Below are 12,439 nucleotides of genomic sequence, written 5' to 3'. Positions count from 1 at the left end.
AATCAAACGTCCGCGGGCGATCAAGGATCGCCCCTACGGGGCCTAAACAAAAGCGTTTCGGCAATATGGCACAAAATTCATCGCCCCGGCAAAATAAAATTTATACGGTCACAAAGCCGACTTTTTTTCTTGCTTTTGCCAAAGTTTTCCATGCCATCATGGATGCCTTTTCAGCATGGGTGTGCATAATGGTATTGAGATAATCTTTTTCTTTGAGCAAACGCTGGTATTCCGTTTGTACCGGAATGATGGTTTCCGCCACCGCTTCTCCCACTACCAGTTTAAAATCGCCATAGCCTTTGCCTTCAAATTCCTGCGCAATCGCATCGAGGCTTTTTCCGGTGGCACAGCTGTAAATTTCCATCAGATTAGAAACGCCGGGTTTTTCTTCACGATTGTGATGAACGTTCATTTCTGAATCCGTTATAGCTCGTTTGAATTTCTTCACAATGGTTTTTGGATCATCCAATAAAGAAATAAATCCATTTAAATTTTCGTCCGATTTGGACATCTTTTTTGTCGGATCCTGAAGACTCATAATTCTAGCTCCCGATTCTCCAAAATATGCTTCGGGAATTTTAAAAACATCCCCATATTGTTGATTGAAACGCGTTGCGATATCCCGCGCCAATTCAACATGCTGGCGCTGATCATTACCAACCGGCACTAAATCCGTTTGATAAAGCAGAATGTCCGCCGCCATCAGCACCGGGTAATCAAAAAGACCGACCCGAATGTTTTCTCCCTGTTTTTGGGCTTTATCTTTAAACTGCGTCATTCGGCTCAGTTCACCCATATAGGTACAGCAGTTTAAAATCCAGGTCAGTTCAGCATGCTCCGGCACCATCGACTGAACATATAATATTGACTTTTCCGGATCAATGCCAAGCGCTAAAAGCAAGGCCATGGATTCATAGGTACGTCTCCGTAAATCCGCCGGGTTTTGAGGCATGGTGATAGCATGAAGATCGACCACACAAAAAATGCTTTGATAGTCTTCCTGCAGTTTCACCCAATTTTTCATGGCTCCAAAATAATTTCCGATGGTAAAGGTTCCTGACGGCTGTATGCCGCTATATACTATTTTTTTTGCTGGTGTTTCCATATCTAACTCCTTTTTTCTTAAGATAATTTCAATTCTGTCATTTCCAGTGCATCACAGTTGAGGTCAAGTTCTTTAATCATTCTCTCAAAAATATCATAATCGCCGGTCGTAAGAATTTTGGTGCTGCCCGATTCAGCTGTTTCTTCGGTATTGTAGTAATCAAATTCTTTAAGATGCTTATCCAGTTGTCTGACCAGACCGTTGGCCGGATTAATGAGCGTCAGTTCCGGATACATTTGCCGGATCGTGCCGGACACAATGGGAAAGTGGGTGCATCCCAGCAAAAGCTCCTCAATGACGATTCCTCTTTTGATTCCCTTCAAAATAATCGGCTCGACCGCTTCCTCAATATTTTTTTTTAATAATTTCAAATTTCCATTGCCGTCATTAATAACTTTGCCTAGTGTGCATGTTCCCTGGGCAATGTATTTCACGTCTTTTGTCCAAAGTTCCATTTCCCGTTCATATCCTCTGTTTTTCACCGTCGCGGTGGTGGCAATAAGCCCAACCAGACCACTTTTTCGCCAATTGAGCGTTTCCTGAACACCGGCTTCAATCACGCTGAATAAGGGAACCCGGGAGGTTAGTTCGGATATTAAGGATGAAATGGTGTTGCAGGCTAAAACAATTGCTTTAACGCCTCTGTTTTCCAGCTCTCTGATGATTGCGTTGGCTAGAAAAATGATCTCGTCATTTTCTCGCTCACCGTAAGGCATGCGCATTGAATCTCCAAAATAGAGATAGTTTTCATTGGGTAAACGGTCCTGCAGTTCTTTCAAAACGGTGAAGCCGCCAATACCTGAATCGATGAGTCCAATGGGTCCATTTTTTTCCATTTTTTTACTTCTTTTCCAATTGATCACGAAATATGATTCCTTTTTCGACACTCATCTCATCCACAATTGCGAGCGATTCCAAGGCAATTCCCTGTTGTCGCAGCAACGCACCGCCTTCTTGAAATCCTTTTTCAATGGCAATGCCAACGCCCACCAATGTTGCCCCGGCCTGATTGATCACATTAATTAATGCATCGACCGCCTTTCCGTTGGCCAGAAAATCGTCGATAATTAAAATACGATCGTTTTTATTAATATATTTTTTTGACACCATAATCTTATAGGCTTGCTGCTTGGTATAGGAATACACGTCACTGGAATAGATTTCATTGTCGAGGTTTAGTGAAACAACCTTTTTTCCAAAAACCACCGGACAATAGTCAAAATATCTGGCCGTGCTGGTTGCAATCGCAATTCCTGATGACTCAATTGTCAAGATTTTATTGACTCCCTCTCCGGCAAAGCGTTTGGCAAAGGCTTTTCCCATTTCTTCAAATAAGGCCACATCCAACTGGTGATTCAAAAACGAATCAACCTTAAGTATTCCCTGACCTTTAACACAACCTTCTGTTCTAATTTTTTCTTCTAATAATTCCATTCGCAACTCCTTCATAACCTGATCGCATTATTATAACATAATCCAAAGGTTTTTAAATAAAAAAAATAACGTGAATTTCTTCACGTCTCTGAGACTCTCGGCAAAATAATTTATTTTAGCCTCAAGGAATTAACAATTAAACTTTTATTAAAACCAAACAGCATCTGGGTTTCTTAAAACCCAGATGCCATTTAATACATCTGCCTTGACTCTATTTTTGTTCTTTTTCTTTTTGTGCTTCGGCAATAACCTTTTCCGCATTCAGAATTGGGGCTTCTTCATAACGAACAAATTCCATTGAAAATTCGCCTCTGGCTTGTGTCATCGATCGCAGTTCAGTTGCATACTTAAACATTTCTGCTAACGGCGCTTCTGCCAGAATTCGCTGTTTTCCGCCTGACGTCGGTTCCATTCCCATAATACGTCCGCGTTTTTTGTTTAAATCCCCCATGATATCCCCCATGTATTCTTCCGGTATCACGATATCGATGTGATAAATGGGTTCGAGCAGAACGGGTGATGCCTCTTTCATCGCTTTTCGATAAGCCAAAGTGGCCGCACTTTTAAAGGACATTTCATCAGAATCTACCGCATGATATGAACCGTCATAAAGAATGGCTCTTACTCCGGTAACCGGATACCCTGCCAGAACGCCTTCAAGCATACAGGTTTCAAGGCCCTTTTCAACCGCTGGTATAAAGTTTCGGGGAACGGCTCCGCCAACTACTTTATCGACAAATTCAAATGGCGCATTCGGTGAATCACCAGGTTCAAATGTAATCCAAACATGTCCGAATTGACCGCTGCCGCCAGATTGTTTTTTATGTTTACCTTCAGCTGTTGCTTTCTTTTTAATGGTTTCTCGGTACGGCACCTTCATATCGACCAGGTTTACCTCAACGCCAAATTTTTGTTTCAGCTTCTGCGAAATAATTTCCAGATGCATTTCTCCCAAACCTGAAATCAGAGTTTGTTTGGTTTCACTATTTCGCCCAAATGTCATTGTCGGATCTTCTTCAACCAAGCGGTGGAGTCCCGTCGATAATTTATCGATATCGGCTTTTGTTTTTGGTTCAATTGCCATTGAAATAATCGGTTTCGGAAAATCAATTTTATCATAGACAATCGGATCTTTAACGTTGCATAATGTATCGCCGGTAATCGTACTGCCTAATTTAGAAAATGCGCCGATGTCCCCCGATTCCAGCTTTTCAACTTCAATCTGTTTGTTTCCTCTCAGGACATAAATGTGGTTGGTCTTTTCCTTGATTTCCTGGGTCGAATTATATATTTCTATGGAATGATCAAGAACCCCGGACATGACTTTGAAAATAGACAGTTTGCCAACAAATGGATCCGCAATGGTTTTAAACACCAATGCTGAAAATGATTCTTTATTACTGCATTTTCGTTCAATTTCTTTTTTATTTCGGGGATCTTTACCTATTTCAAATTTTCCGTTGCCAGGCGAAGGAAGATATTCGATGATCATGTTTTCCAGCGTTTCAACCCCAATGTTTAATGTCGCAGATGTACATAATACCGGTATTAATTCACCATTATCAATTCCTTTACGAATACCCGTATGTATTTCATTCTGGGTCAGCTCTTCCCCTTCAAAATATTTTTCCATCAGGTCTTCACTGGTTTGCGCAACTGATTCCATAATCATGTCCCGGTATGGTTCTAATTCTGCTTTCATCTCATCTGAAATGGCGACATCAAAGCAACGGTTTTCTTTTCGTTCGCTCCCGGTCATGTCAACGATGTTAACAACCCCATTCATGTTTTCAGCTTCGCCCATTGGTAATTCAAACGGGACCACCTTGTTTCCAAAGGTTTCTTTTAGTTCGTCCATTACTTTGGCAAAGGTGGCATTTTCTCGGTCCATTTTATTAACCACAATAAATGCCGGTATATTTGCTTTTTCTAATAATTCAATCGCTTTTTCGGTTCCTACCTGCACGCCTGAAAGGGCATCAATTACAATAACAATGGCATCCGCTATGCGCAGAGCTGCATAGGCATCACCAATAAAATCAAAATAACCAGGCACATCAATAAGATTGATCTTGTGTCCACCAAATTCTAATGGAATAATAGCTGAAGAAATTGAAAATTTTCGTTTCTTCTCTTCTGGATCAAAGTCCGATAGGGTATTTCCCTCGTCAATTCTTCCGATACGATCAATGGCACCGGCATTAAATGCCAATGCTTCGGTCAAAGTTGTCTTACCGCTTCCTCCGTGACCTAGTATAAGAATGTTACGAATGCTTCTAGTTGGATACGTTTTCATGATGTTTCCCCCTCGCTTATTTTTGCCAATGATTCTATTGGTTTTTATATAATGCTATTCTATAATATTTTGTAAAAATAATCTACAAAAAGATTTATAAAAGTTCAACAAGCGTTGTTTATAAATCCTCTTTTATCTTTATCATTATTTTTTTTTCGATCCGCGATACTGTCATTTGTGATTTATTGATGTACTCAGCGACTTCTTTTTGAGTTTTCCCCTGAAAAAAGCGTTGTTCAACAATGATTCTTTCCACCGGATTTAGAGCTTGTATCTTTTTCTTCAAGAGGTCGATGTTTTCAACATTTTCCATATTATTATCCAGGTTGCCCAATAAATCCATCAAGCTTACTTCTTGTCCGTCTTGATTGCTTTCATATTCCATTGAAAGAGATTTTGGATAATAGGCATTGCTGCTTTCCATTGCTTTGATGATACTTTCTTCAGAAATTTCAAGATAAACAGCAATTTCTGTAATCGTCGGTGAGCGCATCAATTTATGTTCCAACATCGTCCGGGTTTGATTAATTTCCCGATTCAGGTCCTGAATTTTTCTCGGGATTCGGATCAACCACTCCCGGTCCCGATAATAGCGTTTGATTTCACCGACAATCGTCGGCGTCGCAAAGGTATCAAACTCATATCCCCGGTTTACATCAAACCGTTCTACGGCATACATCAAGCCTAAACAAGCCACCTGAAATATATCATCATTATCGCCATTTTTATGTCCATATTTTCTTGAAAGTATTTTAGGTATGTACAGATGATTCTCAATCAATCGATCTCTTAATTCTCGATCTCTGGTTTTTTCATACTCGACAAATAACTTCTTGACATCTTCTTTACTGATCTTGCGTTCATATTTCATTGGCCGTCGATAGGTTTTTAATCATGGTTATAGAGGTTCCTGCTCCCTTCTCACTAACAATGTCTACCCTATCCATTAGTGATTTGATGATAAACAGTCCAAAACCATTTACTTTTTTTCCGTTTAGATCTGGTTCAACCACTGTCTCCGGTTCGAAACCAACCCCTCTGTCTGTAACGGTGAAACTAAGTTTCTTATTTTCTTCGACAATATAGATCAAATCATAGGTCGAGTCTGGATTCATGCTGTGATTTAAAGCATTTGTGCATGCTTCAGAGACGGCAACCTTAAGATCTTCAACATCGCCAATGGAAAAGCCCATATTGTTTGCTACTGACGCTATTGTAAGACGTGCAAGACTTACATATTCCGGCTTTGTTGGCAGTGTCAGTCTAATCCTATCCATTTTCATCCCTCTTCTCTTATGCTTGATTAATCGGGTTTTCAATAATATCGATAATTTTGTCAACGCCGGTGATGTTCAATAATTTTTTTATATTGGGGCGCGGATTCATCATGATAATCTTTTGACCCATTTCTTTTGCTTTATTTCTTAATTCAATCAGCACGCCCATCCCAGTACTATCCATATAGGATAGTTCCGTACAATCCAAAATGATTTGAGGCGCCTGTGTTGCAATTTTTTTTTCAATCAATTCCCTGAATTTTCCAATAGAATAAATATCAATTTCACCTTTTATGCTAATCATGGTTGCCTGTTCGGTTCCTGTTTTGTTTTTTTTATCCATATAGAACTCCATTTCTCACATAATACCGCCAAAGAGTTTTTGGGGTCATGGGTAGGCGTAAATTTGAAACTAGGCCCAATGAGGGCGACTACCATCATTGGGCCCAGAGCTATAAATCACGGCCTATATTTTTTCTTTTTTACTTTTCGTCTGAAAAATTCCTAATCCTTTTTTAAGTACCGACGCCGCTTTTACAACGGGATCAATGATATCCTGTTTGATCGTGTTTAAGGCGTCTCCCACTTCATCGACCATGTCGCTTGCCGTTTCAACCACATGAGCTGAGGATTTTGTAATATCATCAGTATTTTCCATGATCCTTTGAAGCACCAAACGGTTATCTTCCATAAGCTTCGTGGTTATGTCAAAGGTCATTGCGATACTTTTAAACAGCTTCACCAAATAAATGGTTCCAATGATAAAGGCAATCCCCACTAATAATATAGCCAATTCCCACAAGCTGAAATTTAATGTTATCATCTATGATTTCCTATTTACCCTTACTCTGCTTCTTTTTTTATTGCTTCAGCATCCAGTTTAGTATCTTCGCTTGTGATAACTTTAGCACCGGCAGCCAGTTCACTATCTTCTTTTTCAAGCGCTTCAAGTTCGTCGCTTAAATCTGCAATATCCTGTTCAACTTCATCTTGAATTTCCTGTATTTTGTTTTCAATCTGATTTTTGTATTCATTTACACGTTCGGTAAATTGTTCCTGCATATCCTGGAATTGTTCTTTGAGGTTTTCCCCATATTCTACGGCTTGATCATAAGCATTTCCCAGAACTTCTTCTGTACCTTCTGCCAGTTTTTTTCGAGTTTCCAGCCCTGATGTAGGGGCCATTAACACACCTAGAGTACCGCCGATGATGGTTCCTAGAAAAAGTCCACCAACAAAATATAATTTGTTACTGCTCATTTTTATTCCTCCACTTTTCATTGTGATATTGACTACATTTTACCCTAACAAACCTCTAATTGACAGCATTTTATTTTATTTTTTATTTGGTTGCAACTATTCTCCAAATTTATCATTTATCAATTGAATCAATGCATCCACTGCTTCAGTTTCGTCTTCCCCTTCAGCCTGAATCTCAATTGTCGTTCCTTGGGCAATTCCTCCGGCCATAATCCCCATGATACTTTTTGCATTAATTGAATTACCTTCTTTTATGACGAAAATCTTTGATTTAAATTTACCTGCTGTTTGAACAAACATCGAAGCAGGTCGGGCATGTAAACCAGTAACATTCAACACCGTCACTTCTTTTTTTATCATTGTATTTCCTCCTCATGATTTTATTTAAATATCTATTTTTAATTTTTTCATTTCTGCCAGAATATAGTTCGTCACTTCTTCGCCGGTTTCCAGATTTAGGGCTGTTTGCGCAATGGCTTTGGCGTCTTCAAATCGAACACTGCGAATAATTTTTTTAATTTTCGGAATGGAAAGGGCACTCATACTAAATTCGTCAAGACCCAGTCCCAATAGCAGAATGGCGGCCATGGGATCTCCCGCCATTTCGCCACACATCCCTGTAAAACAATCGGTTTTTTTCTCCGAAACATTCGTTACCTGCCTGACAAGGCGTAAAATCGCAGGATTAAATGGATCGTATAAATAGGCCACATTCTGGTTCATCCGATCAACAGCAAGAGTATATTGACATAAATCATTGGTACCGATACTGAAGAAATCGACTTCTTTTGCAATAATATCAGCAGCAATGGCTGCCGATGGAATTTCAATCATGACGCCAATTTTAATCTTTTTATCATAGGATATATTGGCTTCATCCAATTCCTTCATACACTCTGTTAAAATTGCTTTTGCCTGTCTAACTTCTGTAATTGAGGATATCATCGGAAACATGATATGCGCATTTCCATAAACACTTGCTCTTAATATTGCCCGAAGTTGAATTTTGAAAAGTTCCACCTCTTTGAAACAAAGACGGATTGCGCGAAGGCCTAAAAATGGATTAGCTTCATCATCCATCGATAAATATGGAAGTTTTTTATCACCACCAATATCTAATGTTCTGATGATAACCGGGCCATTGGGAAATGCTTCCAAAGCCGAGCGATAGGCTGCTAGTTGTTTTTCTTCCCCTGGCATCGTATCATTGTTCATGTATAAAAACTCGGTGCGAAAGAGACCAATTCCTACTCCACCATTTTTTATTACGCCATCAATATCGTTTGTTTCGCCGATGTTTCCCACTAATTCTACCTTGTGTCCGTCCAGAGTGATCGCTTCAAAATCTTTCAGCTCATCTAATTCTTTGCGGTATTCTTGATATTTCTTCTTTTCTATTTTGAAGTTTTCCGTTTGTTCTGCATTTGGATTTACTGTCACCTTACCTGCCAGTCCATCGACTACAACGATATCTCCCGTTTTTACTGTTTTTGTGATATCATATAGTCCCAGTACAGCAGGTATTTCCAAGCTTCTTGCAATGATAGCCGTATGTGATGTCCGACTCCCAATATTTGTCGCAAAACCTTTGACTCGTTTTTTATCCATCTGAGCTGTATCCGATGGGGTAAGATCATCTGCAATGATGATCACATCCTCATCCAGCCTTGATAAATCAGCCTGAACAATACCCAAAATGTTTTGCAATACCCGCGTCCCAACATCTTTTATATCGAGTGCTCTGGCACTAAAATAAGGGTCATCCATTTGATCAAAGATCGCACAAAATCGCTCAGTCACAATTTTAACAGCATAATCTGCACTTAAATGATTATCATTAATTTCAGCTTCGACACCATCTGTAAACTCCGGGTCTTCTAAAACCATGGCATGTGCTTCAAAAATAGCGCCCTCTTCATCTCCAAACTCACTGATAGCCTTCTGCCTTATGGTTTCAATTTGTTTATGACTTTCCTTTAATGCACAATGAAATCTTTCCAGTTCTCTCTGAGCATCATTTACTTTGTTCTGATTGACCTCTACCACACTTTTTTCGTAAACAAATGCTTTTGCAATCGCAATTCCAGGTGATGCAATAATTCCTTCTTTAACAAACATTTTTTAACGCTCCTTTTTTTAAAGGTATTTAGATCTCGCTTCTTCCTTCAAATGCTTTGATCAATGTAATTTCATCTGTATATTCTAAATCAGCTCCGATAGGAATCCCTTTAGCAAGACGTGTCACCTTTACTCCCAGGGGGCTGATAAGATTACCTAAATACATGGCCGTCGCTTCGCCTTCAACAGTTGCGTTTGTTGCCATAATAACTTCTTTAATATCGTTTTCTCCGATTCTCAGCAAAAGTTCCCTAGCCTTGATATCCTGTGGACCAATACCGTCTAAAGGTGAAATTGCACCGTGCAGCACGTGATACAGACCGTTGTACTCTCGTGTTTTTTCAACTGCGAAGATATCCCGACTATTTTGCACAACGCAAATTGTTTCTTGATCACGCTTGGGATTTTCACAAATATCACAGATTTCTTTATCCGTAATATTAAAACATTTTTTACACAATACAATTTTTTGTTTTGCTGATACGATCGCTTCAGAGAGGCTTAATATTTCTTCGTCAGATAAATTAATAATATGAAACGCCAGTCTCTGCGCTGTTTTTTCGCCAATACCAGGCAGCTTTCCTAGTTCAAGAACTAAGCGTTCCAGGGTCTGCGGATAATAACCCATCAATAAACCTACATAAGACCCGGAATGTTCATACCACCGGTGATTTTTCCCATCTCCGTATTGACCATGTCTTCAGCTTTTGTTATTGCTTCATTGACTGCTGCTATGATAAGATCTTCCAGCATTTCAATATCATTCTCATCAATAACTTCAGGGTCGATTTTTATTGACAGGACGGTCTTCTTTCCTGTGGCCACTACTTTAACGGCGCCACCACCAGCAGTGGCTTCAACTTCTCTTTCTTCCAATTCACTCTGAAGTTTTTCCATATCTTGTTGCATTTTTTGCACTTGTTTCATCATATTATTCATATTTCCGCCACCCATACCACCGGGCATACTGCCAGGCATTTTTCTTTTAGCCATTATATATCCTCCTACGTTCTTTTTCAATCTTAATATCGAGACTATTATATCACTAAAGCATCACGGATATCACTATCTTTTTTTTAGCAGATTTCTTCTTTACTCATTCGTTTTTTATTATCTTTACGTCATCATTATTCACAATGCGTCGTGTTTTTTCAGTCAAATCCATTTTGCTGAAATTGTCTTCCTCAAGTCTTACCGCAACTGTTATTTTTCTCTCTGTTGCTTCTGATAAAATGGTTTCGAAACTTTTGATAAATTCCGGTTTGTTGACAAACTGAAAATAATTTTTATTTTCAGCTGTATAAATAATATCCAGGTGATCATCATTTTGTAATATTGCTTCACCACGTTTTAAAAACATGGCCTGAGCTGAATTTGTCTTTCCTATTTCATCACATAATTTTTTGAAAAGCCTCATTTCATCATGTTTTGACCCATTTTTTTGGGGAAGCTTCTTTTCTTCATTTTGAACTTTCTTTTGTGATTCCGCTATTGCCTTTGTTTGTTGTGGAATTTCTTTCTTTTCTTCATCGTTTTCAATCTTGATGATTTCAGGTGAGATTTCCTCCGCACTTGGTTTTTGTGTATCGCTATGTTTCTCATCAATTGTCAAACGATCAATTTTATAATTTGCCTTTGGTTCTTCTTCAATTGTTTTTATTTCTTTTTTTGTACTATGCATTTTTTTTTGTTTTTCAGTATCTGGCGCTTCATCTTCAAGGCAGAGTTTTAATAACGCCATTTCTACGATTATACTTTGCAGACTGCTATATTTCAATTTATTTTTTTCATCAATTAATTGGGTAATCATTTGATAAAGCTTAGCGAAGGTTATTTTTTCGGCTATTTCCCGGTAAGCTTCAAAATCTTCGGTCGTACAAATCAAAATATCTTTCGCTGTCTCCTTAGCTGTTTTTGTAATTAATATCCCCCTGAGATACTCAATCAGTTGATCCATTAATAACAGACTTTCTTTACCATGACTGACTAAATCTCTGAGACTTACTAAAACGCCGCTGCTATCGCCTTTTATTATTTTTAATACCAGATCATGAATGTTCGTTTTATCCGCCATACCGGTAAATGCCAGTAATTCATCAAATGAAACGCACCCTTCACTGTCTTTTAAATCGATGATTTGATCCAATAAGCTGAGCGCATCACGCATGGAATTTTCGCCACGAGTTGCAATAAAATCAAAGCTTTGTTCACTCATGGTAACGCCCAGATCATTACAGATCTTTTTCATTTGTCCAATGATCAATGCTTTCGGAATAGGACGAATCTCATAGCGTTGACATCGTGATAAAATCGTTGTCGGACATTTATTTGGTTCCGTGGTTGCCAATATAAATACGGCATGTACCGGAGGTTCTTCCAATGTTTTCAGCAAGGCATTGAATGCTTCTTTTGTTAACATATGCACTTCATCAATAATGTAGACCTTGTATTGCCCAACGGTTGGGGGGTATTTTATTTTTTCACGAATTTCACGAATTTCATCGACGCCTCGGTTGGATGCCCCATCTATTTCAATGATGTCCATTACCCCGGGACGATCTACTTTTAAGCAAACTTCGCATTTATTGCAGGGGTTTCCATCAATGCTATTGGGACAATTAATTGCCTTCGCAAATATTTTAGCTAATGACGTTTTTCCAGTACCCCGGATGCCAGAAAAAAGATAGGCATGTCCGACACGGTTATACTGGATTTGATTTTTTAATATCCGTGTTATACTATCCTGTCCCACAACTTCATCAAAGGTTTTGGGTCGATATTTTCGATAGAGTGCTAAATATGCCATATTTTCCTCTTCTTCTTTTTTTCTTTTCTTTAATTATATTACAATCCCCTTTATTTGTATAGTTCATCAATAAAAAAGAAGCTCCCCATTATCCAAGGAACTTCAAGTTGATGATGATCTTCACCATACCGATCAATTATAAA

Annotated in this window: 14 protein-coding genes; all 14 read right to left on the bottom strand. The window is 38.8% G+C overall.

The features are described 5' to 3' along the window. Positions 1 to 100: 100 nt before the first annotated feature. Positions 101 to 1,105 (bottom strand): tryptophan--tRNA ligase, encoded by a 1,005-nt coding sequence (gene trpS, locus FZC40_RS06060; protein WP_148603018.1) that lies wholly within the window; start codon positions 1,103 to 1,105, stop codon positions 101 to 103. 17 nt (positions 1,106 to 1,122) lie between these two features. Next, positions 1,123 to 1,941 (bottom strand): glutamate racemase, encoded by an 819-nt coding sequence (locus tag FZC40_RS06055; protein WP_207724254.1) that lies wholly within the window; start codon positions 1,939 to 1,941, stop codon positions 1,123 to 1,125. 4 nt (positions 1,942 to 1,945) lie between these two features. Beyond that, positions 1,946 to 2,539 carry a xanthine phosphoribosyltransferase gene (locus FZC40_RS06050; RefSeq protein WP_148603017.1) on the bottom strand — a complete coding sequence of 198 codons (594 nt, stop codon included), beginning with the start codon at positions 2,537 to 2,539 and terminating at the stop codon, positions 1,946 to 1,948. A 211-nt stretch (positions 2,540 to 2,750) separates the two neighbouring features. After that, positions 2,751 to 4,835 (bottom strand): elongation factor G, encoded by a 2,085-nt coding sequence (gene fusA, locus FZC40_RS06045; RefSeq protein ID WP_148603016.1) that lies wholly within the window; start codon positions 4,833 to 4,835, stop codon positions 2,751 to 2,753. Positions 4,836 to 4,953: 118 nt separating this feature from the next. Then, on the bottom strand, positions 4,954 to 5,706 hold the full coding sequence (locus FZC40_RS06040; RefSeq protein ID WP_148603015.1) for a SigB/SigF/SigG family RNA polymerase sigma factor: 753 nt from the start codon (positions 5,704 to 5,706) through the stop codon (positions 4,954 to 4,956). Continuing rightward, positions 5,696 to 6,112, bottom strand: a complete 417-nt coding sequence (locus FZC40_RS06035; protein ID WP_148603014.1) for an ATP-binding protein — start codon at positions 6,110 to 6,112, stop codon at positions 5,696 to 5,698. Before FZC40_RS06035 ends, FZC40_RS06040 begins: the two co-directional genes overlap by 11 nt. Before the next feature lie 16 nt (positions 6,113 to 6,128). After that, entirely contained in the window at positions 6,129 to 6,455 is a 327-nt protein-coding gene (locus FZC40_RS06030) for an STAS domain-containing protein (protein ID WP_148603013.1), read from the bottom strand. Between the two features lie 123 nt (positions 6,456 to 6,578). After that, entirely contained in the window at positions 6,579 to 6,935 is a 357-nt protein-coding gene (locus FZC40_RS06025; protein WP_148566372.1) for a DUF948 domain-containing protein, read from the bottom strand. A 20-nt stretch (positions 6,936 to 6,955) separates the two neighbouring features. After that, positions 6,956 to 7,372: a YtxH domain-containing protein gene (locus FZC40_RS06020; protein WP_148603012.1), complete on the bottom strand. Its 417-nt coding sequence runs from the start codon at positions 7,370 to 7,372 to the stop codon at positions 6,956 to 6,958. Between the two features lie 96 nt (positions 7,373 to 7,468). Further along, on the bottom strand, positions 7,469 to 7,732 hold the full coding sequence (locus FZC40_RS06015; RefSeq protein ID WP_148566374.1) for an HPr family phosphocarrier protein: 264 nt from the start codon (positions 7,730 to 7,732) through the stop codon (positions 7,469 to 7,471). 24 nt (positions 7,733 to 7,756) lie between these two features. Further along, positions 7,757 to 9,490: a phosphoenolpyruvate--protein phosphotransferase gene (gene ptsP, locus FZC40_RS06010; RefSeq protein WP_148603011.1), complete on the bottom strand. Its 1,734-nt coding sequence runs from the start codon at positions 9,488 to 9,490 to the stop codon at positions 7,757 to 7,759. Positions 9,491 to 9,518: 28 nt separating this feature from the next. Then, positions 9,519 to 10,118, bottom strand: coding sequence for a recombination mediator RecR (gene recR, locus FZC40_RS06005; protein WP_148566376.1), 600 nt, complete (start codon positions 10,116 to 10,118; stop codon positions 9,519 to 9,521). 8 nt (positions 10,119 to 10,126) lie between these two features. After that, complete coding sequence (locus FZC40_RS06000) at positions 10,127 to 10,483, bottom strand: YbaB/EbfC family nucleoid-associated protein (RefSeq protein ID WP_148603010.1); 357 nt, start codon at positions 10,481 to 10,483, stop codon at positions 10,127 to 10,129. 103 nt (positions 10,484 to 10,586) lie between these two features. After that, positions 10,587 to 12,296, bottom strand: coding sequence for a DNA polymerase III subunit gamma/tau (dnaX, locus tag FZC40_RS05995; protein WP_148603009.1), 1,710 nt, complete (start codon positions 12,294 to 12,296; stop codon positions 10,587 to 10,589). Positions 12,297 to 12,439: the final 143 nt, after the last annotated feature.

Origin of the sequence: Acetobacterium tundrae, assembly GCF_008086615.1 — a bacterium.
GTDB classification, from domain to species: Bacteria; Bacillota; Clostridia; order Eubacteriales; family Eubacteriaceae; genus Acetobacterium; species Acetobacterium tundrae.
This window is presented reverse-complemented; position numbering and strand designations above follow the sequence as displayed.